Here is a 24,013-nt window from a genome sequence, read left to right on the forward strand (position 1 = left end):
ATGAGCATGGATTTTTCCATTTCCCCCGAAATCGAGGCCCTGCGCCGCGACATCGCCGCTTTTGTCGCGGATGAAATCCTGCCGCTGGAGGCCGATCCCGCCAGCTACGATGCGCATGAGAACATCGCCCCGGACCTTCTTGAGCGCCTGCGGGCCAAGGCGCGCGACAAGGGGTTGTGGTGCCTGCAACTGCCCGAAAGCCTTGGCGGTCGGGGCATCGGCCGGGTCGGCATGGCGGTTTGCTACGAAGAGATGAACCGCTCGATCTTCGGGCCGGTGGTGTTCAACTCGGCCGCGCCCGATGACGGCAACATGATGGTCATGGCCGCGCTTGGCACGCCCGAACAGCGGGACTGGTGGCTGCGCCCGCTGGTCGAGGGCAGGGTGCGCTCGGCCTTCGCCATGACGGAACCGGCGCCGGGCGGCGGTTCGGACCCGGGCATGATGCAGACGCGCGCCACGCGCGATGGCGACGATTACGTCGTCCACGGCCATAAATGGTTCATCACCGGCGCGGGCGAGGCCGAGCATTTCATGCTGCTGGCCCGCACCTCGGACGACGCCCGGCGCGGCCATACCTGCTTTCTGTTTCACCGCGACGATCCCGGCTGGCGGATCACCCGCCGCATCCCGATCATGGGCCCCGAGGAGCATGGCGGCCATTGCGAGCTGGTCTTCGACGGGCTGCGCATCCCGTCGCGCAATGTCGTGCTGGACGAGGGGCGCGGCCTGAAGGTCGTGCAGACCCGGCTGGGCGTCGCGCGGCTGACGCATTGCATGCGCTGGCTGGGGCTGGCGAAACGCTGCATCGAGATCGCGACCGAATATGCCGACCGGCGCGCGGGCTTCGGCATCCGCCTGGCCGACCGCGAGAGTGTGCAGATCATGCTGGGCACGCTTTGCGCTGATATCGAGGTCGGGCGGCTTCTGGTCATGAAGGCGGCCTGGGAACTGGACCGGGGCGGCTTCGCGCAGAAAGAGGTTTCCATGGCCAAGGTGCATGTGGCGAACCTGCTGCACCGTGCGGCCGATACGGCGATCCAGATCAACGGCGCGCGCGGCTATTCCAGGGATACGGTGGCCGAATGGATCTATCGTTATGCCCGGCAGGCGCGTCTGGTCGATGGCGCCGACGAGGTGCACCGGATGATCCTGAGCCGCTCTCTGGCCGGCGAGGGCCGCGATTTCTGGCGCTGGAACGTGGCGGGGGCCTCCCATGGCTGAGGCGGATTTCGACATCGCCCGGCTGGAGGGCTTTCTGGCCGACAGCTTCGGCGCCGGCCGACTGGGCCTGTCCCGCATCTCGGGCGGGCAGTCCAACCCGACCTATGTGATCGAATGGGGCGGCCGCAGGATGGTGCTGCGCAAGCAGCCGAATGGCGAGATCCTGCGCGGCGCCCATGCCATCGACCGCGAATATCGCGTCATGGCCGCACTGGGGCAGACCGATGTGCCCGTCCCGCCGGTGGTGCTGTTCCATGCCGATCCGTTCGTGCTGGGCACGCCCTTCTATCTGATGGAATTCGTCGAGGGGCGGGTGTTCACCGATTGCACCCTGCCGGACAGCAGCCCCGATGAGCGCCGGGCGATCTATCTGTCGATGGCCGAGACGCTGGCGCGGATGCATGCCGTGCGGCCTGAGGCCGTGGGGTTGGGCGATTACGGCCGCCCCGGCAATTACTTCTCCCGGCAGATGAAACGCTGGGGCGGGCAGTTGCGCGATTCACCCAACAAGGACCAGACGCTTCTGTCCCTGGCCGAGGAGCTGGAACGGATGATCCCGCCCGATGACGGGCTGGTCTCGCTGGCGCATGGGGATTTCCGGCTGGGCAACATGCTGTTTCACCCGACCGAGCCGCGCGTCGTCGCCGTGCTCGACTGGGAGCTTTCGACGCTGGGCCATCCGCTGGCCGATCTGGGCTTTTGCTGCATGCCCTGGCATACCGATCCGCAGGAATATGGCGGCATCCTGGGCGCCGAGGCCGAGGGCGTCCCGGCCGAGGCCGAGTTCGTGGCGCATTACCGCTCGCACCTGCCGGTGGTGCCCGAGCCGACTCCGTTCCACCTGGCTTTCGCGCTGTTCCGCTTCGCGGTGATCTTCGTGGGCATCGCCGACCGGGCGGCGGCGGGCACGGCCGCCGATCCCGATGCGGCGCGTTACGGGCCGCTGGCGCACCGTTTTGCGCTGCGCGCATGGCAGGTGCTGGGAAAGCCGTGTTAAGACGGCCGAAACCGCATGCATGATACGGAGTAGCCGCAGATGGCCCGTTCACTCTCGAATGCCGCGCTGATCCAGGTCGATACCGATCCGACCTACAAGCGCGTCGCCAAGGCCATCGAAGAGGCGATCATGTCGGGCCGCCTGAAGACCGGCGACACGCTGCCGACCGAGACCGCACTGGCCGCGCAACTGGGCGTCAACCGCTCCACGGTGCGCGAGGGGATCCGGGCGCTGGAGAATGCCGACCTGATCAAGCGCGGGGGCGGCAAGCGTCTGGTGGTGCGGGTGCCGCAGGCCAGCAAGATCGCCTGGGTCAACAGCCGCGCATTGGGGTTGATGCATGTCAGCTTTCTCGACCTGTGGGAGTTGCAGTTGCAGGTCGAGCCCTTCGCGGCCTCGGTCGCGGCCGAGCGGATCACGCCGGACCTGGTGCAGGCGCTGCGCGAGAATGTCGCCCGGCTGGAGGGACATCTGGACGACGACGAGAGGGTGATCGAAAACGATATTGAGTTTCACCGGCTCGTCGGCCAGGCTGCCGGCAATGCCGCGCTGTCGCTGGTCGGCGAGCCGATCCGGGTGCTGCTTTTCTCGGCCACGGTCGATCTTTACGAGACCGTGCCGCAGGCGCGCCACCGCCTGCTGGCGGCGCATCGCGCCATCCTGGCCGAGATCGAAAAGGGCGACAGCACCGCCGCCCGGCGCTGGATGGCCCGCCATATCGAGGATTTCCGGCGCGGATATGAGGTCGCCGGTTTTGACCTGCGCGCGCCGATCCCGATCGACCAGCGCACACAGGAACGCTTCGGCTGAACGCCGTGCGCCCCGATCCAAGCTGAACTCTTCGCCGCGCGGGCGGCGAAGCCATTCGCCGTATCATGCCCGCCTGTGGCAGGACCGGCCATGTCTGGAAAGGATGAACCATGACCAATGTTGTGATCGCCAGTGCCGTGCGCACGGCCATAGGTGATTTTCAGGGCGCGCTTGCGTCGATCCCGCCCTGCGACCTGGGCGCGCTTGTCGCGGCCGAGGCGATAGCCCGCGCGGGCATCGCGGCGGATGCCGTCCAGCAGACCGTCTTCGGCAATGTGATCCATACCGCGCCCGAGGACATGTATATCAGCCGCGTCGCCGCCATGCGCGCGGGGGTGCCGGAAACGGCGCCGGCCCTGACGCTGAACCGGCTCTGCGGCTCGGGCCTGCAAGCGGTGGTGACGGCGGCCGAGCAGATCATGCTGGGCAATGCCGCCATCGCCCTGGCCGGCGGCGCCGAAAGCATGAGCCGCGCCGGTCATCTGCTGTCGGCGCGCGTCGGCCAGAAGATGGGTGACGTGCGCGCCGTGGATATGATGACCGGCGCGCTGACCGACCCTTTCGGCCGGATCCACATGGGGATCACCGCCGAAAACGTGGCGGCGCGCCATGGCATCGACCGTGCCGCGCAGGATGCCTTCGCGCTGGAATCGCATCGCCGGGCCGCCGCCGCCATCGAGGCCGGGCATTTCCGCGACCAGATCCTGCCCGTCACGGTCCGGCAGGGACGCAAGGAAATCCTGTTCGACCGCGATGAGCATGTCCGCCCCGCCCTGACTCTGGACGACCTTGCCAAACTGCGCCCCGCCTTCAGCAAGGAGGGCAGCGTGACCGCGGGCAATGCCAGCGGCCTCAACGACGGCGCGGCGGCGCTGGTGCTGATGGACCAGACGGCGGCCGGCGCCGCCGGGGTGCGGCCGCTGGCGCGGATCGTCGCCTATGGGCTGGGCGGGGTCGCGCCCGATGTCATGGGGTTGGGGCCGATCCCGGCCTCGCGCCAGGCGCTGGAACGCGCCGGGCTGGGTGTGCAGGATCTCGACGTGATCGAAAGCAACGAGGCCTTCGCCGCGCAGGCCTGCGCAGTCAGCGCCGAGCTGGGCTTTGACCCGGCGCGGGTCAATCCCAATGGCGGCGCGGTGGCGCTTGGCCATCCCATCGGCGCCTCTGGCGCGATCATCCTGACCAAGCTGATCCATGAGCTGAACCGCACCGGCGGCCGCTACGGCCTTGCGACCATGTGCATCGGCGGCGGCCAGGGCATCGCGGTGATCATCGAAGCCCTGGGGCACGCGGCATGAGGCTTTCCATCATCGGCGCCGGCACCATGGGCGGCGGCATCGCCATCACCAGCCTCAAGGCCGGCATCCCGACCGTGGTGGTCGATACCACCGACGCCGCGCTGGACCGGCTGCGGCAGCGCATAGACCGGCATCTGATGCGCGAGGTCGAAAAGGGCCGCATGGGCGCCGAGCGGGCCGAGGCGGCGCGCGCCTGCCTGGCGGTTTCGACCGATATAGGCGCCGTCGCGGACAGCGACCTTCTCATCGAGGCGGTGTTCGAGGATCTGGCCGTCAAGCATGACCTTCTGGCGCGGGTGCAGAAGGTGCTGGGAACGGATGCGGTGATCGCGACGAACACATCCTGCCTGCTGGTCGGCGAGATCGCCGGGGCGCTGGACGATCCGGGGCGGCTGCTGGGCCTGCATTACTTCAGCCCGGCCGAGGTCTGCCCCACGGTCGAGCTGGTCTCGACCCCGGAAACCCGGGCCGGGGTGCGGCAGCGCGCGCTGGATTTCCTGGCCCGGACCGGAAAATCGCCCTTGCCCTGCAAGGACAGCCCCGGCTTTGCGCTGAACCGTTTCTTCTGCCCCTATTGCAACGAGGCAGTGCGGCTGCTGGACGAAGGCATCGCCACGCCGGGCCAGATCGACCGGGTGGCCTGCGACAGCTTCGAAGTCTCGGCGGGGCCGTTCCGGGTGATGAACCTGACCAAGCCCGTCATCATGCTGCGGGCGATGCAGGGGCTGGAGCGTCTGGGCGCATCCTATCGCCCGGCGCATGGGCTGTTGCGGACCGGGGGCGAGGGCGCGGACTGGCTGATCGACGACGATCCGCCGCCTTTGCCCGACGCGGCGCGGCAACTGGTCGCCCGCCGCCTGACCATGGCGCTGTGCCGGCCGGCGGCCGAGGTTCTGGCCGAGGGCGTGGTCGCGGCGGGCGATCTGGACCGTGGCGCGCGCGAGGCGCTGCGTTTCGGGCGCACGCCGGTCAGTCTGCTCGAAGGGCTTTCCCCCGATGAGAGGCGGGAGTTGCAGGCCCTGCCGGAACCGTCGTGAAGGATGCGGGGCGGGGCAGCAGCCCCCCCGCGACCCTGACGCGGCTGCCGCCGGCCTTGCGGAAAGGACATATGCTGGCGGCGTTCGTTCCGAACAGCGTGATGGATCGAGGCCATGAGCACCAGCGGCACTCTCATGAAGCCGATACCTCGCAGGATCGGGCGGCCAAGCCGGCGCGCGGTCGAGCGGGCGGCGGTTGAGCAGGAAGCCGGCATCGACCGGCGCGAGGCGATCATCAACGCCGCAGCCGCGCAGTTCACCGAACACGGCTTCGACCGCACATCGACCCGCGACATCGGGACGGCGGCAGGCATCCTTTCGGGTTCCCTCTGTTATTATTTCAACTTCAGGGAAGAAATCTTCGTCGATGTCCACAGGGCCGGCATGCGCCGCCGCCGCCGCCGCGCCCTTCTGGAGAATGCGGGGTTCATGATCATGGTCTTTCGGCGGTTTCCTGTCGGGATGGGCGATATGCAGACCGGACCTGCCGGTCAGCGCAACGGGTATGAAAAGATTCTTGCCGATGTGATCGCGCAGTTGAACCTGCCGGACGATCCTGACCGCAATCTCTAGCGGCTTCAGCTTATCGGAGCCCTGAACTGGGCCCAGACCTGGTATCGCGGCGGAAGGTGCGTTCCAGTTCCGCCCGGATCGCCGCGCTGGCGCCGGGGGCGTCGCGGTCGATTCCGGCCAGTTTGCAGAAGCGGCGCCAGAATTGCGGTTCTGTCGCGCCAAGGGCGATATGGCCGCCATCGGCACATTCATAGACCCCATGACAGGCCATGCCGCCATCCAGCGGATTGGCCGCGCGGGAATCGCTCCACGTTCCCGCCGCCCGCATGCCGCAGAAGGCCGCGAGCAGCGAGCTTGCCCCGGCCCACATCGCGGTATCGACAACCTGGCCCGGCCTGAGCCGGCCCAAGCCTGCTGCACCAGCTCAGTCTGACACCTGCCGTCATTCCATGGAGTTTTCCGCCAGCAGCGCCCGCAAGCCGGCGCGATAGTCGGGATAAAGCAGCCTGACGCCCAGATCCTTCTTGATGCGGTCGTTTCGCACCCGCTTGCTTTCGGCATAGAAGCTGCGCGCCATCGGGGTCATGGGAGCCTGGGCGTAATCCTCGGGCGGGGGCGGGGGCAGGGATAGAAGGTGGGCGGCATGGGCGATGACCTCCTCGGGGGGGGCGGGGTCGTCGTCGCAGACGTTATAGACCGCGCCGGGCGCGGGAACCTGGATCGAGGCCAGAAGCACCTGGGCGATGTCCCTGACATGGATCCGGGAAAAGACCTGGCCGGGCTTGACGATGCGCCGCGCCGTGCCCGCGCGGACCTTGGCGAAAGGCCCGCGCCCAGGGCCATAGATCCCGGCGAGGCGGAAGATATGCAAGGGCAGGTCGTGGCGCCGGGCCAGATCCTGCCAGGCGCGCTCAGCCGCCACCCGCTCATGGCCCCGCCGGGTCGAGGGGGTCAGAGGTGTCTCTTCGTCGACCCAGCCGCCGCCATGATCGCCGTAGACCCCCGTTGTCGAAAGATAGCCCAGCCAGCGGGGCCGGGCCAGCGCCAGCGCCTCGCCGAACGCGGCCAGCGACGGATCGCGGCCCTGGTCGGGACCGGCCGAGACCAGGATGGCATCGGCCTCTTGGATCCATTCGCGAATCGCGGCCTCGTCGCCGGGCCAGAGCAGGGGCAGGGCGCCAGCGGCGGCGACCCGCTGGGGCGCGCTTCGGGTGGTGCCGGCGACCCGCCAGCCTTGCGCCAGCAGAAGCGGCGTCAGGAAGCCCGCGCTGTAGCCATGGCCCAGGACCAGCGCCCTCATGCCTTGGCCGCCAGGATATCCGCCGCGATCTGGAACGAGCGGTGCCGCGCCTCCTGGTCGTAGATATTGCCGACCAGGATCAGTTCATCCGGGCGATAGCGGTCGATGAGCGTGTCCAGGGACCGCGCCACCGTATCCGGCGATCCGACGGCGCTGATCGAAAGCGCGCCCTGCACCGTGGGCAGGATATGCGCCGGCACCGCGTCCAGCACATCATCGACCGGCGGCGGCAACAGCCCCGGCCGCCCCAGCCGCAGCCGGGCAAAGCTGATCATCTGGCTGGTGCGCAGGCGCTGCGCTTCGGCGTCGGTCCGGGCGGCGATGGCGTTCACGGCCAGCATGAAGCGCGGACGCTCGCCGAATTCGGTGGGCTGGAAGCGGTCGCGGTAAAGCTGAACGGCCTGGTCCAGATCCGTGGGTGCGAAATGGCTGGCGAAGGCATAGGGCAGGCCAAGCGCCGCCGCCAGGCTTGCGCCATAAAGCGATGAGCCGAGGATCCAGACCGGCACGTTCGTCCCCTGGCCCGGATGGGCCGCGACCGGCGCGCCGGGCTGGGGCGGACCCAGATAGCGCAGCAGCTCGACCACATCGTTCGGGAAATCCTCGTTCCGGGAATGGCCGCGCCGCAGGGCGTGCATGACGGCGCCGTCGCCCCCCGGCGCGCGTCCCAGGCCCAGGTCGATGCGGTCGCCGTGGATCGTGGCCAGCGTGCCGAATTGCTCGGCGATCGCCAGGGGCGCATGGTTCGGCAGCATGATCCCGCCCGCGCCGACGCGGATGCGGCGGGTCTGCGCGGCGACATGGCCGATCAGCACCGAGGTCGCGGCGCTGGCGATTCCGGCCATGTTGTGGTGCTCGGCCAGCCAGAAGCGGTGATAGCCCCAATCCTCGGCGGCGCGGGCCAGAGAGACCGAGTTGGCGATGGCCTGGCGGGCATCGGACCCCTCGGCCACCACCGCCAGATCTAGAATGGAAAATTGCATGCTGCGGACTCCTTTGCTTGTCAGATAGGCGCGCGGCAGGCGGCTTGCCAGTCCGGGGATGGGCTGGCACTCTCGCGCAAAAGGAGACTGGCCGCATGCTGATCGAGCGTCGACAACTGCCCGTGGAAACCCCCGAGCCCGCCGAGCGGGTGCATTTCGAAGATCCCGCCCTGGCGGTCGAATACCTGATCGCGCTTTACGACCGGGCCACGGACTTCCTGCTGCGCCGCTTTGTCGAGACCTTCGAGGGCGCCGCGCCGCATGCCCGCTTCCGCGCCTTCTATCCCGAGGTGCGCATGGTCGTGCCCAGCCATACCAAAACCGACTCGCGGCTGTCCTTCGGCCATGTGGCGGTGCCGGGCAGCTATGCCACCTCGATCACCCGGCCGGACCTGTTTCGCGGCTATCTGACCGAACAGATCGGCCTGCTGATGAAGAATCACGGCATTTCGATCTCGGTCGGCGACAGCCAGACGCCGATGCCGGTGCATTTCGCGGTGGCGACCAAAAGCGACCTGAACGTCCCGCAGGAGGGGGTGCTGAAATTTTCGCTGCGCGACGTGTTCGACGTGCCCGATCTGCGCAACACCAACGACGACATCGTGAACGGCACGGCGGGACCCAATCCCGATGGCAGCCAGCCCCTGGCCCCCTTCACGGCGCAGCGCGTGGATTATTCGCTGGCGCGGCTGGCGCATTACACCGCGACCCTGCCCGAGCATTTCCAGAACTTCGTCCTGTTCACCAATTACCAGTTCTATGTGGACGAATTCGAAGCCTTCGCCCGCCGCGCCCTGGCGGATCCCGATTCCGGCTATACCGAATTCGTCGGGCCGGGAAACCAGGTGCTGGAGCGGCCCGAGGACGTGCTGGCGACCGGGGCCAAGACGCCGCAGATGCCCGCCTATCACCTCAAGCGGGCCGATGGCGACGGCATCACCCTGGTCAATATCGGCGTCGGTCCGTCGAACGCCAAGACCGCGACCGACCATATCGCCGTGCTGCGGCCGCATACCTGGCTGATGGTGGGCCATTGCGCCGGGCTTAGAAACAGCCAGTCGCTGGGCGATTTCGTCCTGGCCCATGCCTATCTGCGCGAGGATCACGTCCTGGACGACGACCTGCCGATCTGGGTGCCGATCCCCCCGCTGGCCGAGGTGCAGGTCGCCTTGCAGGAGGCCGTGGCCGAGGTCACCCGGCTTGAGGGCTATGAGTTGAAGCGCATCATGCGCACCGGCACCGTCGCCAGCATCGACAACCGCAACTGGGAACTGCATGATCAGTCCGGCCCGGTTCAACGCCTGTCTCAATCGCGCGCGGTGGCGCTTGACATGGAAAGCGCGACCATCGCCGCGAACGGCTTTCGCTTCCGGGTGCCTTACGGCACGCTGCTTTGCGTTTCGGACAAACCATTGCACGGAGAGCTGAAGTTGCCCGGCATGGCCACGGACTTTTACCGCACGCAGGTGGCGAACCATTTGCTGATCGGAATCCGTGCGATGGAAAAGCTGCGTGCCACCCCGGTTGAGCGAATCCACTCGCGCAAGTTGCGATCCTTTAACGAGACGGCGTTCCTGTAGAGCGGGCAGCGTCGGCTGTTTCACCGCGTTTGCTGGGGAAAACTGCCGAAATCGCTTGAATTGCGCGCAAAAAACCTGTGTAGCGACATCCATGCCGCCAAGGCGGCGTCCGAAAATTTCCCGAATGGGAAAAAACGAGGAGACAGAGAATGGCCCAGGCCGCTTCGAAACCGATGACCAAGACCCAGCTTGTTGCCACGCTGGCCGAAGAGATGGGCAGCGACAAGAAAACCGCTGCCGCCGCGCTGGATGCGCTGTCGGCCGTTGTCTCGAAAGCCGTCGCGGATGGCGGTGCCGTTACCCTGCCGGGCATTGGCAAGGTCGCCTGTCGCGCCCGCCCCGAGCGTCAGGTCCGCAATCCGCAGACCCAGGAAATGATGACGAAACCCGCCGACAAGGTGGTCAAGGTCACCATCGCCAAGGCGCTGAAGGACAGCGTGAACGCCTGATCCGTCGGAGTTTCGCTTTGCAGGGGGCCGCGCGGGATCGCGCGGCCCCCTTGCTTTTGGCACCGCCCCCTCTTGCGCCTGCGGGGCCTTCTGCTAGCCCATGGGGGAAAAGGCAGGGAAGGGACGGCGATGGACGCCAAGGCCATTCTGATGGGCGTGGGCTTTGCGCTGATGTGGGCCTCGGCCTTTACCACCACGCGCATCATCGTGCTGGCATCGCCGCCCCTGACCGCGCTGGTGATCCGCTTCGCGCTTTCCGCCGTGGCGGCGCTGGTGCTGGCGCGGCTGATGGGCCAGAGCCTGCGGCTGAGCCGCGCGGAATGGCGCACCGTGATCATCTTCGGCCTGTGCCAGAACGCGCTTTACCTGGGCCTGAACTGGATCGCGATGCAGCATGTCGAGGCATCGGCCGCGTCGATCATCGCCTCGATGATGCCGCTGATCGTGGCCTTCCTGGGCTGGTCGCTATATGGTGAGCGGCTGCGTCCGCTTGCCGTGGCCGGGCTTGTCGCGGGGGTGCTGGGCGTCGTGATCATCATGGGCGTGCGCCTGCGCCATGGGCTGGACGTGCCGGGCGCGATGCTGTGCATGATCGCCGTGGTCGCCCTGGCCTTCGCCACGCTTGCCGCGCGGGGCGTGGGGGGCAGCCGCAACATCATGACCATCGTGGCCATGCAGATGGCGGTCGGCGCGCTGGCCCTGGCGCTTCCGGCGCTGGTCATGGAATGGGGCCGCCCCGTGCATTGGAGCGGCCCGCTGGTCTTTTCCTTCATCTATACCATACTGGCGCCCGGCGTCGCCGCGACCTGGATCTGGTTCCTGCTGGTCGGGCGGGTGGGCGCGGTGCGCGCCGCGACCTTCCATTTCCTTTCCCCGATCTTCGGGGTCGCGACCGCCGCGGCGCTGCTGGGCGAGCGGTTCGGCCTTTCGGACGTGATCGGCGCGCTGATCGTGGCGGCGGGGATCCTTATGGTGCAACTGGCCCGGATCCCCGCGCCCGAGCGACCGGCCGGGCGTTGATCAGCGCCCCTCGGCGGCGCTCAGGGCGCGCACCGAGGGGCGGTCCTGGCAGCGCGCCACCCAGTCCTTGACCGCCGGTGTCGTCGGCAGCATGTCGCCGAACCATGCGAAGGGCCCCGAACACAGCAGGTCCGCCGCGCTGAACTTGTCGCCCAGCAGATAGGGCTGCCGCGACAGCACCTCATCCAGCCGCGCCAGCGCCGTGTCGTAATCGCGCAGCGATGCCTTGATCGCCGGATGATCGACGCCGGCCCAGGACAGGATCGCGACCGGCTCGAACACGCCCTGATACCAGATCACCCATGACAGATACTGGCCGCGCCCGGCATCGCCCGGCAAAGGCGCCAGTCCCGCCTCGGGAAAGCGGTCTGTCAGATAGATCACGATGGCCGCGCGTTCGCGCACATGGTCCGTGCCGTCGGTCAGATAGGGCACCTTGCCTTCGGGATGCGGATTGGCCGGATCGCGCCCGCCGCTGCCGTCCTGCCGGGGAATGGTGACGGTCTGGATGCGGATCTGCTGGTCGATCCCAAGCTCGGCGACCAATTGCACGATGCTGGTCGAGCGGCTTCGCGGCGAATGATACAATGTCAGCATGTCTTGTCCCTGCTAAGGTGAATGCCGCATGACGATAGATCCCGGCTCCTGACAAAAGGTGACAGCATGTCCCGCACCGACCGGCTGATGCGCCTGATGGACGCGCTGCGGCGCCTGCCGGCCCCGGTCACGGCGGCGCGGCTGGCCGAAGAGACCGGGGTTTCCCTGCGCCAGCTTTACCGCGACATCGCCACGCTGCGCGCGGGCGGCGCGCTGATCGATGGCGAGGCGGGGCTGGGCTATACGATGACCGAGGATCCGGCCTTGCCGCCGCAAAGCTTCTCGCGCATCGAGATCGAGGCGCTGCTGCTGGCGGTCTCGGGCTTGCGGCTGCTGGACGATGCGGCGCTGACGCGGGCGGGCGAGGATGCCTTGGCCCGCATCATCGCCACCCTGCCGGAAAGCCAGGGCCGCCACGCCATGCACGCGACGATGCGGCTGTTTCGCAATTCTGCGCCCCGCGCCCAGCCTCGCATCGACATGGCCCTGCTGCGCCAGGCGCTTTGGGATGAGCGCAGCCTGGATATCGATTATCTGGACCTGAACCAGGCCCGGACCCGGCGCGAGATATGGCCCCTGGGCCTCAGCTATTGCGAAAGCAGCATGCTGCTGCTGGCGCATTGCAGGTTACGCCAGGATTTCCGGCTGTTCCATGTGCCCCGCATCCAGGCGATGCGGCCGGGTGGCGCCAGCTTTCGCCCCCACCGCGTGGCGCTGCTGCGCGAATACCTGACCGAGCGGGCCGAGGGGCCGCATCACGCCTGACGCCGTGATCCGCAAGACGGTGCCCCGCGGTTCACCCTGCCCGATTTTCACGGAATGCTTCGGAGCTTGGGCCGGTATGCGTCGATCACATCCTGTTCCCGACCGGGGCCGGGCTTCACCACTCGGGGCGATTTCCATCTCGATCCGTCTTCCCACACGGAAGGGAAACACGATCAGCACCACAAGAAGACCCCAAGCGATTCAGGGTTCGGCCGAAATGCTTTAGATCCGCCACGCATGGCAAAGGGGCCGCCCTGACGGGCAGCCCCCCTGAAGCAAATCGGCTCGGCAGGATCAGAACTTGAAGTTCAGGCCCAGCTTGATGTTGTTGTATTGCGCCGTCGCGCTGGTCTTGACCCCGTCGGCATCCGCCAGCGTTTCCTTGCCGAAATTAGCATATTCATATTCGCCGGTCAGCGACAGGCTGTCGTTCAGCTTCTTCTCGACGCCCAGGCCCAGGATATAGCCGGTGCGCGAGAAGCTGTCGTCCACCGCGATCGAACTGCTCGTGCTGGTTCCGATGACGGAATAATCGACCTTGGCCCGGCCCACGCCCGCGATGCCATAGACCAGCGTGCCGTTGCCCAAGTCGTAGCCGGTCTTGAGGCGAAGGGCGAAAACGTTCTTGACCTTCGATTCGGCATCGTAACCGCCGCTAGAGAAGCTGTCCTTGATGTCGCCGCCCTCATAGCCCAGTTCCGGGCCGAACACCCAGCGGTCTTTCTGCCAGCGATAGCCCAGGCGAATGCCGGCATTGGCGCCGCTCAGTTCCAACTTGCTGAGAGTGTTCACCTCGGTGGTATCGACTCCGACCTGATCCTTGCCCTTGAAGGCATAGCCCAGGGTCACGCCGGCATAGGCGCCCTGCCAGTCACCGACCGGCGCCACGACCGGCGCCGCCGGTTCGGTTTCCACGATCGGAGCGACGTAGCCGCCGGCTTGCGCCGTAGCGGCGCCCAGGACCATCGTGCCGGCCAGAGCGCCCGCTTTCATCAAGTTCATTCCCAAATCTCCCTTTTGGCTGCGCAGTCCACGGACCTGTCACAGCGACATGGCAAGCCGCCTTGCGGAAAGGCAACGCCATTGGCGTAGACATAAATCCACACTGATCGCGTCGCAACATACGCTGCTGTGAATAGGTTTAGCTACAGTCAAGAAGCGTCCTGACTGCAACAATAATCCCTAGGTTGCGACGGGTTGTCGAGGGATGAAAGCGAAAATCTGAACTTATCTGTTCAGGTGTCCAGATTTTCGACACTCAGGGCATTTTGCTGGATGAAATCGCGCCGTGGCTCGACCACGTCGCCCATCAGCTTGGTGAAAATGTCGTCCGCCTCGCTCAGATCCTCGATCCGCACCTGAAGCATGGTCCGGGCCGAGGGGTCCAGCGTGGTTTCCCAAAGCTGTTCGGGGTTCATTTCGCCCAAGCCCTTGTAGCGTTGCAGCGACAGACCCTTTTCGCCCTCCAGGAAGATCGCCTGCAACAGGCTCAGGGGGCCGTGGATCGCGATGTCGCGGTCCTTGCGGATCAGATGCGCGCCCGCGCCATAGATCTCTTGCAGGCCCGGCGTCATCGCGCCCAGGCGGCGGCTTTCGCCGCTGCGCAGCATCTGTCCGTCCAGGGTGCGGCTTTCCTCGACCCCGCGCAGGAACCGGGTCAGGCGGATGCCGGCATCCTGAGTCGGGCGGCCGGACCAGCCGCGCTCGTATTCCTCGGCGATCAGATCCAGGCGCACGGCCACCGCGCTTGCCACGCCCTGCGCGTCCTGGTCGATCCGCCCCGGCAGCAGGGCGCCCGCGATGGCCGCCTGCTCGGTGATATGGGCGGGGTAATGCGTCGGATAGGCGCGCAGGATGCGCCGCGTGGTGCGGGCCTCCTCGACCACGCGGGCCAGATCGGCACCGGCGATATGATCGCCATTGCCCAGCCGCAGCGTGGCGCCGTCGATGCCTTGCTCGATCAGGTAATCCTCCAGCGCGGCCTCGTCCTTCAGATAGACCTCGGACCGGCCCCGGCTGACTTTGTAAAGCGGCGGCTGCGCGATATACAGATGCCCCGCCTCGATCAGTTCCGGCATCTGGCGGAAGAAGAAGGTCAGCAGCAAGGTGCGGATATGCGCGCCGTCCACGTCGGCATCGGTCATGATGACGATCTTGTGATAGCGCAGCTTGTCCAGATTGAACTCGTCCCGTCCGATCCCGGTCCCCAGCGCGGTGATCAGCGTGCCGACCTGATCGCTCGACAGCATCCGGTCGAAACGCGCGCGCTCGACGTTCAGGATCTTGCCGCGCAAAGGCAGCACCGCCTGGTTCTGGCGCGAACGTCCCTGCTTGGCCGAGCCGCCGGCCGAGTCGCCCTCGACGATGAACAACTCCGAAAGCGAGGGGTCCTTCTCCTGGCAATCGGCCAGCTTGCCGGGCAGGCTGGCGACATCCATCGCGGTCTTGCGCCGGGTCAACTCGCGCGCCTTACGGGCGGCCTCGCGGGCCAGCGCCGCCTCGATGATCTTGCCCAGGATGGATTTCGCCTCGGCCGGATTCTCCTCGAACCACTCGGCCAGCTTCTCGCCCACAAGCCCCTCGACCGCCGGGCGCACCTCGCTTGAGACCAGCTTGTCCTTGGTCTGGCTGCTGAATTTCGGATCGGGCACCTTGACGGACAGCACGCAGGTCAGCCCCTCGCGCGCGTCGTCGCCGGTGAAATCGACCTTCTCGCGCTTGGCCGCGCCGCTGGTCTGGGCATAGGCGTTGATCACGCGGGTCAGCGCGCCGCGGAAGCCCGCCATATGCGTGCCGCCGTCGCGCTGCGGGATGTTGTTGGTAAAGGGCAGCACCGTCTCGTGATAGCTGTCGTTCCACCACATGGCGACCTCGACGCCGATGCCGTTCTTTTCCCCCTGGATAAAGATCGGGTCGGCCATGACCGGGGTTTTCGAACGGTCGATGAACTTCACGAACTCCCGCACCCCGCCTTCATAGAACAGCTCGGTGCGCAGCGCCTCGGCGGGCCGTTCATCCTCCAGGATGATCCGCACGCCCGAGTTCAGGAAGGCCAGTTCCCGCAGCCGGTTCTCCAGGGTCTTGTAGACGTAATCGCGGTTCGAGAAGGTCCCGTCCTCGCGGTCCTCCTTGGACGATGCCAGAAAGCGCACCTCCGTGCCCTTCTCGCCGGGGCCGGCCTCGCCGACGACGCGCAGATGCTCGACCGTGTCGCCATTGGCGAATTTGGCGTAATGCTCCTTGCCGCCCCGCCAGACCCGCAATTCCAGCCAGTCCGAAAGCGCGTTCACCACGGACACGCCGACCCCGTGCAACCCGCCCGAGACCTTGTAGCTGTTCTGGTCGAACTTCCCGCCGGCATGAAGCTGGGTCATGATGACCTCGGCCGCCGAAACCCCTTCGGTCGGATGCAGGTCCACGGGAATGCCGCGCCCGTTGTCGCGGACCGAGACGCTGCCATCGGCATGGATCTTCACGCGCACGAAATCGGCGTGACCCGCCAGCGCCTCGTCGATGCCGTTGTCCACGACCTCATAGACCATGTGATGCAGGCCCGAGCCGTCGTCGGTGTCGCCGATATACATGCCGGGACGCTTGCGCACGGCTTCCAGGCCCTTGAGAACCTTGATGGAATCGGCGCCATATTCCGAGATCTGCGGGGCGGGTTCGTTCATTGTCTTCTTATCCTGCCTTGGACTCGCATCTTATAGGGGCAAAGCCGGGGAATGTCACGGGAAAGCCACAAGATTTAGCGGCTCGCGGCCTGCCGAGGCGGCAAGGATCGCCGCCCCGCCGCCTCGCCCTTCTTTGCTTTTCAAATACCCATGCCGCCCGTGCCGCCGGGCTTACGCCAGCCCGTCCTGGTCCAGAAGCGTGCGGCCGTCGCGGCTTTCGATCTCGATCACCCACAGGTCGGGATCGCGGGCCGCGTCGCGGGCGATGCGGGCGTCGATCTCGCGCTCGGGGGCTTCCTCCAGCCGCAGCCATGGGCGCTGGTCGGTCTGGAAATCCCATGTCCGCGACCACAGGCTGGCGCGGCCGTCCAGGGTGGCGCATTTCACCATCACGCTGCCGGCGGTGTCGTCGCCGTGCCGGGTCACATAGGCCGGGATATCGGCCAGTCCCAGCCGCCGCAGATAGGCCGAGACCCAGATCCCCGCCGCCAGCCTTGCTTCAGGCATCGCCGTCGCGGAAATCGAGGCCCATCTCGTTATAGCGTTCGGCCTCGTCCAGCCAGTTCTCGCGCACCTTCACTTGCAGGAACAGATGCACAGGCCGGCCCATGAATTCCGAAAGCTCCGCCCGCGCTGCCTGGCCGACGGCCTTGATCGTCTCGCCGCCCTTGCCCAGCACGATGCCCTTATGGCCGGGGCGGGCGACATAGACGATCTGGTCGACGCGGGCCGAGCCGTCCTTCTTTTCCTCCCAGCGTTCGGTCTCGACCGTCAGTTGATAGGGAATTTCCTCATGCAGGCGCAGCGTCAGCTTCTCGCGGGTGATCTCGGCGGCGATCATGCGCATGGGCAGGTCGGCCACCTGGTCCTCGGGGTAAAGCCAGGGGCTTTCGGGCAGTTCGCCCGCCAGCCAGTCGGCCAGGTCGTTGCAGCCATAGCCCTTTTCCGCCGAAAGCATGAAGGTCCTGGCGAATTCGAACGCGCCATTCGCTTCTTGCGACAAGGCCAGCAATTGCTCGGCCTTGACCCGGTCGATCTTGTTGATGATCAGCGCCACCGGGGTCTTGCCGGCATGCTCGCGCAGGCTCTCGATGATGGCGCAGGCGCCGTCGGTCAGCCCGCGATGCGCCTCGATCAGAAGCAAGATCACATCCGCATCCGCGGCCCCCCCCCAGGCGGCCTTGACCATGCTGCGGTCCAGCCGGCGGCGGGGCCGGAAAATACCTGGCGTGTCGACGAAGACGATCTGCGCCGCGCCATGCATGGCGATGCCCCGGATGCGGGCGCGCGTCGTCTGCACCTTATGCGTCACGATCGAGACCTTTGCCCCGACCATTCGATTCAGCAAAGTGGATTTTCCGGCATTCGGTTCGCCGATCAGGGCGACGAAGCCCGCGCGCGTTTCGCTCATGTGGTTCCTTCGATCTGCGCCAGCAAGGCGGCGGCCGCGGCCTGCTCGATGCTGCGTTTGGTGCCCTTGCCGCTGGCCATGGCCTCGCGGCCATCCTCCAGCCGGACGGTAATCTGAAATTCCGGCGCGTGGTCGGGACCCGAGCGCGCGGTCTGGACATAGCGCGGCGGCCCCATGCCCTGGGCCTGCGCCCATTCCTGAAGCGCGGTCTTGGCGTCGCGGGAATCGTCGTCCACGTTTTCCAGTCGCTCGGCCCAAAGCCGCAGGATGACGGCCCGCGCGGCCTCGAAACCCGCATCCAGATAGACGGCGGCCAGGACCGCCTCGATGGCGTCGGCCAGCAGCGCCTCTTTCCGGCGACCGCCGGACATCATCTCGGACCGGCCCAGTTTCAGCACGTCGCCCAACCCGATCTGGCGGGCGATGGCGGCGCAGGTCTCTCCCTTGACCAGGGCATTGTAGCGCGGCGCCAGTTGTCCTTCGGTGGCCGAGCGGTCGGCCGAGAACAGCGCCTCGGCCATGGTCAGGCCCAGCACCCGGTCGCCCAGGAACTCCAGCCGCTGATTGTCGGGCCGGGTCGCGGTCGAGATCGAGCCATGCGTCAGCGCGCGCTGCAACAGTTCCGGCTGGGCGAAATCGTGGCCCAGGCGTTCCGAAAAGGCGCGGAGGTCGGCGGAAATCTTCATCATGCGATTGTGCCATGGCCGGGGCGGTCCCGGCAATCTTCCCTTATGCGACAGGTTTCAGGTCGCGGCCGCGCCGCGAGGCGGTCCCTGCTGGCCCCGGCACCCTAGTCCACCGCCTTCAGGAAGCGGTCGGCGCGCCAGGTCCAGAAATATAGCAGCGATTTCCCGGCCGAGGAGAACATGATCCGGTCGGCACGCCCGATGATGCGGTCGGCCGGCACCATGCCCGCCCCCCCGCGCGAGGCGGGCCAGCGCGAATCGCCGGAATTGTCGCGATTGTCGCCCATGAAGAAATATTGCCCCTCGGGGACGAGGAACTCCTCGGTATTGTCGCCCGGCCCGCCATCGGTCAGGTTCAGCACGTCATGGCTGACGCCGTTGGGCAGGGTCTCGGTCAGGCGTGGCGCCACGCATTGCCCGTCCTGGGGCGCGCGGATGCCGGCGGGGCAAGGCAGGCTGCCTTGCGGGCCTTGCGGCTGCTGCGCCTCGACGAACTCGCCCGCCGGAACCTGGGGCGCGGCCACGCCGTTGATATAGGCGGTGCCGTCCCGCATCTGGATGCGGTCGCCAGGCAGGCCGATCAGGCGCTTGATGAAGTCGTCGCCGCGCGCGTGGCGGAAGACGACCACGTCGCCGCGCTGCGGTTCCGCCCCAAGGATGCGGCCCGAGAAGGGGCACAGGTTGATCGCGATATCCGTGCCGGGGATATGCGAGCCCTTCAGCGGACAGGAATAGCTGGAATAGCCATAGGCCATCTTGTTCACGAACAGGAAATCCCCGATCAGCAGCGTGTCCTTCATGCTGCCCGAGGGTATCCAGAACGGCTGGAAGAACAGCGTGCGGAAGATCCCGGCGATGATCAGCGCCCAGAAGATGGTCTTGATGGTTTCCCAGATGCCCCCATCCTTGCGGGCGTTGCTCTTGGCCATTTATGCCGTCCCTTCATGCGGAAGTCGCGCGTTCATGGTCCGGGCGGCGCCGGAAAGTCAAGCTGGCTTGCCGGGAATAGGCGCGGGGCTCACGTCTTCGGGAAGTGCCTCGATCAGCACGAAAGCCTGCGCCCAGGGGTGATCGTCGGTCAGGGTGACATGGACATGGGCGCGGTGGCCGGCGGGTGTCATCGCGGCCAGGCGCTCGGCGGCCCAGCCGGTCAGTTCCATCGTCGGCTGGCCCGAGGGCAGGTTGCGGACCGCCATGTCCTTCCAGGCGATGCCCATGGCAAGGCCGGTGCCAAGCGCCTTGGAGCAGGCTTCCTTGGCGGCCCAGCGTTTGGCAAGCGTCGCGGCCTCATGCGCGCGGCGCGCCGCCAAGGCCAGTTCCAGGTCGGTGAAGACGCGCTTGCGGAAGCGGTCGCCGTGGCGGCTGAGCACGCCGGCGATGCGTTCGATATTCGCGAGGTCCGAGCCGATGCCCAGGATCATGTTTCGGCCTTGGGTTTGGGTGGAAAACGTTGAACGGCTATTCGGGAAACAGAAATGACTTCAGGCGCGGGCTTGGTCCATGCGGCGGCGCATCCGGCGGATCGCCTCTTCAAGGCCGATGAAGACCGACTCGGCGATCAGGAAATGGCCGATGTTCAGCTCCATGAAATGGGGAATGGCGGCGATGGGGCCGACCGTGTCGAAGGTCAGGCCGTGGCCGGCGTGAACCTCCAGGCCCAGCCCATGGGCAAGCGCCGCGCCCTGGCGCAGGGCGGCCAGTTCGGCATCGCGTTCCTGGACCCGCCCTTCGGTGTCGAAATCGCAATAGGCCCCGGTATGAAGTTCGACGACCGCCGCGCCGATGCGGGCGGCCGCCTGGATCTGGCGCGCCTCGTGCCCGATAAAAAGCGAGACGCGGGATCCCGCCGCGCGCAGGGGTTCGATATAGCGGCCAAGCGCGGCCTCGTTGCCCGCCACGTCCAGCCCGCCCTCGGTCGTGCGCTCCTCGCGCTTTTCGGGGACAAGGCAGATCGCATGCGGGCGGTGGCGCAGCGCGATGGTCTGCATTTCCGCCGTGGCCGCCATTTCCAGGTTCAGCGGCAGGCGCAGCCCCGCCATCAGCCGGTCGATATCGGCGTCCGAGATATGGCGCCGATCCTCGCGCAGGTGGGCGGTGATGCCGTCGGCGCCGGCGGCCTCGGCCAGTTGGGCTGCGCGCAGCGGATCGGGCCAGGGCGTGCCGCGCGCGTTGCGGATGGTGGCGACGTGATCGATGTTGACGCCGAGGCGAAGCATGGGACTCTCCTGGTGATGGGGCCGGTCTAGCCGCTGATCGGCGCGGGGGCGAGTCCCGATGCGACTGACCACCAGCCCGGATATTCGCGGGACAGGCGGGCGGCGGCCTGTTGCGCCGTCCGGGCCGTGTCGAAAATTCCGAAGCAGGTCGCGCCCGAGCCGGACATGCGCGCCAGTATCGCGCCCTGGGCTTGAAGTGCTGTCAGGCAATCGCCGATGCGCGGCATCAGCCGTATCGCCGGCTTTTGCAGGTCATTGCGGCAGGCGGCAAGGAAGGCGATCAGCGCCGGAAGGTCCGACAGGTCGGGCAGCGCCTGGGGCATCGGCGGGTTCTCGCGGCAATCCAGCGCGCGGAAGACGGCGGGGGTCGAAAGCGCCATCAGCGGGTTGACCAGCACCAGATGCAAGGCGGGCAGCGGGGGCAGCGGGTCCAGGATCTCGCCCAGGCCGCGCATGCGGGTGGCGCGGCCGGCAAGGCAGACCGGCACGTCCGCCCCCAGGGCTTCGGCGCCTTGCGGGCGCGTGCCCAGGATCCGCAGCACCGCCGCCGCATCGGCCGAGCCGCCGCCGATCCCCGAGGCCACGGGCAGGTTCTTTTCCAGTCCGATCGCCACTTCATCGCGCCCGGCAAGGCGGGCGGCGCGCAGGCAAAGATTGTCGGGGCCATCGGACAGTCCGGCGGCGAAGGGGCCGGAAAGGGACAGGCCCGGCGGGCCATCGGTCAGGGTCACGACATCGCCGACCCCAAGGAACACCACCAGCGAATCAAGCAGGTGATACCCATCCGGCCGCTGCCCGGTGACATGCAGCGTCAGGTTCAGCTTGGCGGGGGCAAGCTCGCGCCGGAAAAGGGCCATGCGCTAGTCCTTGGGCGCCTCGGGGGCGCGGGGTGCGTCGGGCAAGATGCCCTTGGCCTTTTCCTCGGCCAGCACCGCGTCCAGGCCCCGGTCCAGCTTGGCGCGGATGCGCACCGCCTCGGCCTCGGTCTGGGGCTTGAGGGACAGGGCGCGCTGCCATTGGATCTCGGCCTCGCGCTGGCGGCCCACCATCCAATAGATGTCCCCCATATGGTCGTTGACCAGCGGGTCCGAGGCCATGGCCGAGACCGCGCGCTCCATCGGCGCGACGGCCTCCTGGAAGCGGCCCATGCGGTAATAGGCCCAGGCCAGCGAATCCAGGATGTAGCCGTCATCCGGCCGCAGATCGACGGCGCGCTGGATCAGGGTCAGCGCCTCGTCCAGGTTCTGGTTGCGGTCCACAAGGCTGTAGCCCAGGTAGTTCAGCACCTGCGGGCTGTCGGGGCGGATCTTCAGCGCGGCGCGGAAATCGGCATCGGCCTTGGGGAACTGGCCGGCGCGTTCCTGCGCCATGCCGCGGGCATAAAGCGGAAACCAGCGGGCCTGGGCGTCCTTGTCGCCGATCAGGCTGAGCGCCTTGTCATAGGCGGGAATGGCCTGGCCGAACTTGTCCTGCTGGCGCAGGAGATCGCCCAGGGCGATCCATCCCTGGGCCAGTTCGGGATGGGTCGCGGTCAGCGCCAGCGCCGCCTTTTCGGCGTCGTCCGGCCGCTCGGCGCGGGCCAGGGCGTCGATCCGCGCCAGTTCCGCCACCGGGCGCATGTCGCCCAACTCGCGCAGTTCGTCGAATTCCCGCTCGGCAAGGTCATACTGGCCCATGCCTTGCAGGATCTGCGCGGCCAGCAGATGCGCCTCGCCCAGGCGCGGCGAAAGATAAGAGGCCAGCCGGGTATGGATCAGCGCCAGCGGATCGGGCTCATCCCCCGAGGCCAGCACGCTCGCGAAGGTCAGATAGACCTGGGCGATGCCGTCGGCGGGGCTTTGGATCGTTTCGAAGGGCAGGGTCTCGCCCTTTTGCAGCTTGTCGCGCAGGCGGACGAGCTGCGGTTCCTCGGCGAAGCCGGGCGTGCCTTCCAGCATGGCGATGGCGTCCTGGTTCCGCTCCAGTTGCGACAGGATCTCGGCCCTGGCGACGAGGCCCAGGATATGGATGCCGGTCGCGGGATCGGCCAGAAGCTGGGCCGCGCCCTCGTAATCGCCGACCTTTGCCTTGGCCAGCGCCAGGTGATAGTTCACCATCGGCCGCGCGCCCCGGACCTTGCCCATCTCCTCGAAGGCGGAAAGCGCCTGCCGGGCATTCCCCGCGCCCAGAAGCGCCCAGGCCCGGATCATCTTGTCCAGAAGCTCGTTCCCGCCTGGGGTCGCGCCCTCCATGCTGTCGTCGGGATCAAGGGGCGGGGCACGGTCGATGGCATTGACCAGATCCTGCCAGCGCCCGTTCCGGGCCAGCTCCGTTTGCTGCATGATCCGTGCCAGTTCGGTCGCCCGGCCCTGGTTGGACATGGTGACGGCCAGCGCGCCCGCCCGCTCCATCTCGCCGGCCGAGATCAGCGAGATCAGCGCGCTGTCTTGCAGGAAGGGATCGGTGTCGTCCTGCGCCATGGCTTGCAGGAAATAGTTCGCGGCGGCGGGAAAATCGTTGCCGATGGCGGCCTGCCTGGCGGCCAGATAGGGGCCGGCCATGCCGCGCACGACCGGCTGGGGCAGGGCCGCCGGCGCTTCGGGGGGCGCGGCATGGGCCGGTCGCGGCTTGGGCGCGGCCTGCGCCAGACGAAAGGCGGATTGCGGAGCGGCAAGCACGGCCTGCGGCATCAGGGGCGCGGCGGTCAGCGCGATCAGCGCCAGCGGGATCAGTCTTGTCGTCACGGGCATGGGCCTGTTCTTGGCGGGTTGCGAGCGTGACCCTAGCCGCCAGGGCGGCATTGGGCAACGCAGGGATTCCCCGGCATCGCCCGGTGCGTGATCACATATTCGGGTAGTTTGGCCCGTCCCCGCCTTGTGGTGTTGTCCAGTTGATGTTCTGGGAGGGGTCCTTGATGTCGCATGTCTTGCAGTGGACGCAGTTCTGGAAGTTGATCTGGAACTTCGGGCCGGCCTCGCTCTCCAGGACCTCATAGACGCCGGCGGGGCAGTAACGCTGCGCGGGCTCGGCGTAGACCGGCAGGTTCACCGCGATGGGGGTCGCGGGGTCTTTCAGCCTCAGGTGACAGGGCTGGCTTTCCTCGTGGTTGGTGAAGCTGAAACTGACATTGGTGAGCCGGTCGAAGGACAGCTTGCCGTCGGGCCTGGGATAGTCGATGGGCTGGAAATCGGCGGCCTTGCCGGTGGCCTCGGCATCCGTCTTGCCGTGGCGCCACGTCCCCAGAGGGTTCCAGCCGGTCAGGTTCGCCACCCACATGTCGAAGCCGCCCAAGGCCAGCGACGGCCACAGCCCCAGCCGCGACCAGATCGGCTTGACGTTGCGCACCGGGCGCAGGTCGCGGCCGATGGCGCCGGTCCGCACTTCGGCCTCGTAATCGGTCAGCTCGTCGCCCATCCGGCCCGCCGCGATGGCCGCCGCCGCCGCCTCGGCCGCCGCGATCCCCGACAGCATCGC

General features: G+C 67.3%; 25 protein-coding genes. 10 read left to right on the plus strand and 15 right to left on the minus strand.

What is annotated here, in order from left to right:
* Nucleotides 1–6 precede the first annotated feature (6 nt).
* The 6 genes from QM682_RS13125 to QM682_RS13150 all read left to right on the plus strand — a co-directional run bounded on the left by QM682_RS13125 (nucleotide 7) and on the right by QM682_RS13150 (nucleotide 5,939).
* Nucleotides 7–1,224 (plus strand): acyl-CoA dehydrogenase family protein, encoded by a 1,218-nt coding sequence (locus QM682_RS13125; RefSeq protein ID WP_415130447.1) that lies wholly within the window; start codon nucleotides 7–9, stop codon nucleotides 1,222–1,224.
* A complete protein-coding gene (locus QM682_RS13130) occupies nucleotides 1,217–2,221 on the plus strand; it encodes a phosphotransferase family protein (RefSeq protein WP_415130449.1) in 1,005 nt (334 codons plus the stop codon). Before QM682_RS13125 ends, QM682_RS13130 begins: the two co-directional genes overlap by 8 nt.
* A 39-nt stretch (nucleotides 2,222–2,260) precedes the next feature.
* Nucleotides 2,261–3,031 carry a FadR/GntR family transcriptional regulator gene (locus QM682_RS13135; protein ID WP_415130451.1) on the plus strand — a complete coding sequence of 257 codons (771 nt, stop codon included), beginning with the start codon at nucleotides 2,261–2,263 and terminating at the stop codon, nucleotides 3,029–3,031.
* A 110-nt stretch (nucleotides 3,032–3,141) separates the two neighbouring features.
* Entirely contained in the window at nucleotides 3,142–4,329 is a 1,188-nt protein-coding gene (gene bktB, locus QM682_RS13140) for a beta-ketothiolase BktB (RefSeq protein WP_415130453.1), read from the plus strand.
* Nucleotides 4,326–5,366, plus strand: a complete 1,041-nt coding sequence (locus QM682_RS13145) for a 3-hydroxyacyl-CoA dehydrogenase family protein (protein ID WP_415130455.1) — start codon at nucleotides 4,326–4,328, stop codon at nucleotides 5,364–5,366. Before bktB ends, QM682_RS13145 begins: the two co-directional genes overlap by 4 nt.
* A gap of 114 nt (nucleotides 5,367–5,480) precedes the next feature.
* Nucleotides 5,481–5,939 carry a helix-turn-helix domain-containing protein gene (locus tag QM682_RS13150; RefSeq protein WP_415130457.1) on the plus strand — a complete coding sequence of 153 codons (459 nt, stop codon included), beginning with the start codon at nucleotides 5,481–5,483 and terminating at the stop codon, nucleotides 5,937–5,939.
* Nucleotides 5,940–5,949: 10 nt separating this feature from the next.
* Here the strand turns inward: QM682_RS13150 and QM682_RS13155 are convergent, their stop codons facing one another.
* The 3 genes from QM682_RS13155 to QM682_RS13165 are packed head-to-tail and all read right to left on the minus strand — an operon-like array spanning nucleotide 5,950 to nucleotide 8,162.
* Nucleotides 5,950–6,288, minus strand: coding sequence for a CoA transferase (locus QM682_RS13155; protein WP_415130459.1), 339 nt, complete (start codon nucleotides 6,286–6,288; stop codon nucleotides 5,950–5,952).
* A gap of 33 nt (nucleotides 6,289–6,321) precedes the next feature.
* Nucleotides 6,322–7,179: an SDR family oxidoreductase gene (locus tag QM682_RS13160; protein ID WP_415130461.1), complete on the minus strand. Its 858-nt coding sequence runs from the start codon at nucleotides 7,177–7,179 to the stop codon at nucleotides 6,322–6,324.
* Complete coding sequence (locus tag QM682_RS13165) at nucleotides 7,176–8,162, minus strand: LLM class flavin-dependent oxidoreductase (protein ID WP_415130463.1); 987 nt, start codon at nucleotides 8,160–8,162, stop codon at nucleotides 7,176–7,178. The genes QM682_RS13160 and QM682_RS13165 overlap by 4 nt, the downstream gene beginning before the upstream one ends.
* Before the next feature lie 95 nt (nucleotides 8,163–8,257).
* Between QM682_RS13165 and QM682_RS13170 the strand changes: the two genes are divergently transcribed.
* From QM682_RS13170 to QM682_RS13180, 3 genes are all read left to right on the plus strand, one after another.
* Nucleotides 8,258–9,742 (plus strand): AMP nucleosidase, encoded by a 1,485-nt coding sequence (locus QM682_RS13170; protein ID WP_415130465.1) that lies wholly within the window; start codon nucleotides 8,258–8,260, stop codon nucleotides 9,740–9,742.
* A 149-nt stretch (nucleotides 9,743–9,891) separates the two neighbouring features.
* A complete protein-coding gene (locus QM682_RS13175; RefSeq protein WP_311159252.1) occupies nucleotides 9,892–10,191 on the plus strand; it encodes an HU family DNA-binding protein in 300 nt (99 codons plus the stop codon).
* 129 nt (nucleotides 10,192–10,320) lie between these two features.
* Nucleotides 10,321–11,211 (plus strand): DMT family transporter, encoded by an 891-nt coding sequence (locus tag QM682_RS13180; protein WP_415130467.1) that lies wholly within the window; start codon nucleotides 10,321–10,323, stop codon nucleotides 11,209–11,211.
* On the opposite strand, the gene QM682_RS13185 is transcribed toward QM682_RS13180, so the two are convergent.
* Nucleotides 11,212–11,808, minus strand: a complete 597-nt coding sequence (locus QM682_RS13185; RefSeq protein WP_415130469.1) for a glutathione S-transferase family protein — start codon at nucleotides 11,806–11,808, stop codon at nucleotides 11,212–11,214.
* Nucleotides 11,809–11,874: 66 nt separating this feature from the next.
* Between QM682_RS13185 and QM682_RS13190 the strand changes: the two genes are divergently transcribed.
* Complete coding sequence (locus QM682_RS13190) at nucleotides 11,875–12,573, plus strand: helix-turn-helix transcriptional regulator (protein ID WP_415130471.1); 699 nt, start codon at nucleotides 11,875–11,877, stop codon at nucleotides 12,571–12,573.
* A gap of 294 nt (nucleotides 12,574–12,867) precedes the next feature.
* On the opposite strand, the gene QM682_RS13195 is transcribed toward QM682_RS13190, so the two are convergent.
* The 11 genes from QM682_RS13195 to QM682_RS13245 form a co-directional block, all read right to left on the minus strand.
* Nucleotides 12,868–13,575 carry an outer membrane protein gene (locus tag QM682_RS13195; RefSeq protein WP_415130473.1) on the minus strand — a complete coding sequence of 236 codons (708 nt, stop codon included), beginning with the start codon at nucleotides 13,573–13,575 and terminating at the stop codon, nucleotides 12,868–12,870.
* A 233-nt stretch (nucleotides 13,576–13,808) separates the two neighbouring features.
* Nucleotides 13,809–16,247 carry a DNA topoisomerase (ATP-hydrolyzing) subunit B gene (gene gyrB / locus QM682_RS13200; RefSeq protein WP_415130475.1) on the minus strand — a complete coding sequence of 813 codons (2,439 nt, stop codon included), beginning with the start codon at nucleotides 16,245–16,247 and terminating at the stop codon, nucleotides 13,809–13,811.
* Nucleotides 16,248–16,418: 171 nt separating this feature from the next.
* Nucleotides 16,419–16,754 carry a DUF1491 family protein gene (locus tag QM682_RS13205; protein WP_415130477.1) on the minus strand — a complete coding sequence of 112 codons (336 nt, stop codon included), beginning with the start codon at nucleotides 16,752–16,754 and terminating at the stop codon, nucleotides 16,419–16,421.
* Nucleotides 16,747–17,658, minus strand: coding sequence for a GTPase Era (gene era / locus QM682_RS13210; RefSeq protein ID WP_415130479.1), 912 nt, complete (start codon nucleotides 17,656–17,658; stop codon nucleotides 16,747–16,749). The genes QM682_RS13205 and era overlap by 8 nt, the downstream gene beginning before the upstream one ends.
* The gene (gene rnc / locus QM682_RS13215; protein ID WP_415130495.1) at nucleotides 17,655–18,344 is read right to left on the minus strand and encodes a ribonuclease III; all 690 of its coding nucleotides are present in this window, start codon (nucleotides 18,342–18,344) and stop codon (nucleotides 17,655–17,657) included. The genes era and rnc overlap by 4 nt, the downstream gene beginning before the upstream one ends.
* 104 nt (nucleotides 18,345–18,448) lie before the next feature.
* The gene (lepB, locus tag QM682_RS13220; RefSeq protein WP_415130481.1) at nucleotides 18,449–19,273 is read right to left on the minus strand and encodes a signal peptidase I; all 825 of its coding nucleotides are present in this window, start codon (nucleotides 19,271–19,273) and stop codon (nucleotides 18,449–18,451) included.
* Between the two features lie 57 nt (nucleotides 19,274–19,330).
* Nucleotides 19,331–19,765 (minus strand): holo-ACP synthase, encoded by a 435-nt coding sequence (gene acpS / locus QM682_RS13225; protein ID WP_415130483.1) that lies wholly within the window; start codon nucleotides 19,763–19,765, stop codon nucleotides 19,331–19,333.
* 60 nt (nucleotides 19,766–19,825) lie between these two features.
* Nucleotides 19,826–20,560 (minus strand): pyridoxine 5'-phosphate synthase, encoded by a 735-nt coding sequence (locus QM682_RS13230; protein ID WP_415130485.1) that lies wholly within the window; start codon nucleotides 20,558–20,560, stop codon nucleotides 19,826–19,828.
* A gap of 26 nt (nucleotides 20,561–20,586) precedes the next feature.
* The gene (locus tag QM682_RS13235) at nucleotides 20,587–21,417 is read right to left on the minus strand and encodes a 4-(cytidine 5'-diphospho)-2-C-methyl-D-erythritol kinase (RefSeq protein WP_415130487.1); all 831 of its coding nucleotides are present in this window, start codon (nucleotides 21,415–21,417) and stop codon (nucleotides 20,587–20,589) included.
* Nucleotides 21,418–21,420: 3 nt separating this feature from the next.
* Nucleotides 21,421–23,289, minus strand: coding sequence for a tetratricopeptide repeat protein (locus QM682_RS13240; protein ID WP_415130489.1), 1,869 nt, complete (start codon nucleotides 23,287–23,289; stop codon nucleotides 21,421–21,423).
* Between the two features lie 91 nt (nucleotides 23,290–23,380).
* Nucleotides 23,381–24,013, minus strand: a 633-nt coding sequence (locus QM682_RS13245) for a 4Fe-4S dicluster domain-containing protein (RefSeq protein WP_415130491.1), incomplete at its 5' end; no start/stop codon positions are given.

Origin of the sequence: Paracoccus sp. (in: a-proteobacteria) (assembly GCF_047605025.1) — a bacterium.
Lineage (GTDB): Bacteria > Pseudomonadota > Alphaproteobacteria > Rhodobacterales > Rhodobacteraceae > Paracoccus.

Coding starts and splice junctions, on each gene's coding strand:
- QM682_RS13125 (WP_415130447.1), top strand. CDS start 7: ATGGATTTTTCCATTTCCCCCGAAATCGAGGCCCTGCGCCGCGACATC.
- QM682_RS13130 (WP_415130449.1), top strand. CDS start 1,217: ATGGCTGAGGCGGATTTCGACATCGCCCGGCTGGAGGGCTTTCTGGCC.
- QM682_RS13135 (WP_415130451.1), top strand. CDS start 2,261: ATGGCCCGTTCACTCTCGAATGCCGCGCTGATCCAGGTCGATACCGAT.
- bktB (WP_415130453.1), top strand. CDS start 3,142: ATGACCAATGTTGTGATCGCCAGTGCCGTGCGCACGGCCATAGGTGAT.
- QM682_RS13145 (WP_415130455.1), top strand. CDS start 4,326: ATGAGGCTTTCCATCATCGGCGCCGGCACCATGGGCGGCGGCATCGCC.
- QM682_RS13150 (WP_415130457.1), top strand. CDS start 5,481: ATGAGCACCAGCGGCACTCTCATGAAGCCGATACCTCGCAGGATCGGG.
- QM682_RS13160 (WP_415130461.1), bottom strand. CDS start 7,179: ATGAGGGCGCTGGTCCTGGGCCATGGCTACAGCGCGGGCTTCCTGACG.
- QM682_RS13165 (WP_415130463.1), bottom strand. CDS start 8,162: ATGCAATTTTCCATTCTAGATCTGGCGGTGGTGGCCGAGGGGTCCGAT.
- QM682_RS13170 (WP_415130465.1), top strand. CDS start 8,258: ATGCTGATCGAGCGTCGACAACTGCCCGTGGAAACCCCCGAGCCCGCC.
- QM682_RS13175 (WP_311159252.1), top strand. CDS start 9,892: ATGGCCCAGGCCGCTTCGAAACCGATGACCAAGACCCAGCTTGTTGCC.
- QM682_RS13180 (WP_415130467.1), top strand. CDS start 10,321: ATGGACGCCAAGGCCATTCTGATGGGCGTGGGCTTTGCGCTGATGTGG.
- QM682_RS13185 (WP_415130469.1), bottom strand. CDS start 11,808: ATGCTGACATTGTATCATTCGCCGCGAAGCCGCTCGACCAGCATCGTG.
- QM682_RS13190 (WP_415130471.1), top strand. CDS start 11,875: ATGTCCCGCACCGACCGGCTGATGCGCCTGATGGACGCGCTGCGGCGC.
- QM682_RS13195 (WP_415130473.1), bottom strand. CDS start 13,575: ATGAACTTGATGAAAGCGGGCGCTCTGGCCGGCACGATGGTCCTGGGC.
- gyrB (WP_415130475.1), bottom strand. CDS start 16,247: ATGAACGAACCCGCCCCGCAGATCTCGGAATATGGCGCCGATTCCATC.
- QM682_RS13205 (WP_415130477.1), bottom strand. CDS start 16,754: ATGCCTGAAGCAAGGCTGGCGGCGGGGATCTGGGTCTCGGCCTATCTG.
- era (WP_415130479.1), bottom strand. CDS start 17,658: ATGAGCGAAACGCGCGCGGGCTTCGTCGCCCTGATCGGCGAACCGAAT.
- rnc (WP_415130495.1), bottom strand. CDS start 18,344: ATGAAGATTTCCGCCGACCTCCGCGCCTTTTCGGAACGCCTGGGCCAC.
- lepB (WP_415130481.1), bottom strand. CDS start 19,273: ATGGCCAAGAGCAACGCCCGCAAGGATGGGGGCATCTGGGAAACCATC.
- acpS (WP_415130483.1), bottom strand. CDS start 19,765: ATGATCCTGGGCATCGGCTCGGACCTCGCGAATATCGAACGCATCGCC.
- QM682_RS13230 (WP_415130485.1), bottom strand. CDS start 20,560: ATGCTTCGCCTCGGCGTCAACATCGATCACGTCGCCACCATCCGCAAC.
- QM682_RS13235 (WP_415130487.1), bottom strand. CDS start 21,417: ATGGCCCTTTTCCGGCGCGAGCTTGCCCCCGCCAAGCTGAACCTGACG.
- QM682_RS13240 (WP_415130489.1), bottom strand. CDS start 23,289: ATGCCCGTGACGACAAGACTGATCCCGCTGGCGCTGATCGCGCTGACC.